The sequence below is a fragment of the Hungatella sp. SL.1.14 genome, from assembly GCF_024460495.1.
GTDB classification, from domain to species: Bacteria; Bacillota; Clostridia; order Lachnospirales; family Lachnospiraceae; genus Hungatella; species Hungatella hathewayi.
On record NZ_JANFYJ010000434.1, the window covers coordinates 1 to 294 of the forward strand.

Consider the following 294-nt stretch of genomic DNA (forward strand, 5'->3'; position numbering starts at 1 on the left):
AGTTAAAGTATGGCGGAAAGAATATTGTAGATACGTTTAATTCCATCGCGGGGGTTCAGGGCCAGATGGACTGGGGACTGTCTTACCATCCATATCCGGCGCCGATGACAGAACCGGAGTTCTGGGATGATGCTCAGACCGGATGGATTACCAGTGATTTTAATTCCCCTGTCATCAACTTTGCCAACTAAAATGTTTTGACGGATTACATGGCACAGTCTGCATTCCGCTCACCGACCGGAGATGTACGCCATATTATCCTTACGGAAGAAGGCTTTACGGCCAAGAGTCCGA

1 pseudogene is annotated in these 294 nt (G+C 48.3%); it reads left to right on the plus strand.

The features are described 5' to 3' along the window. Nucleotides 1-294, plus strand: a pseudogene (locus NE473_RS31715) (DUF5722 domain-containing protein); the annotation flags it as partial.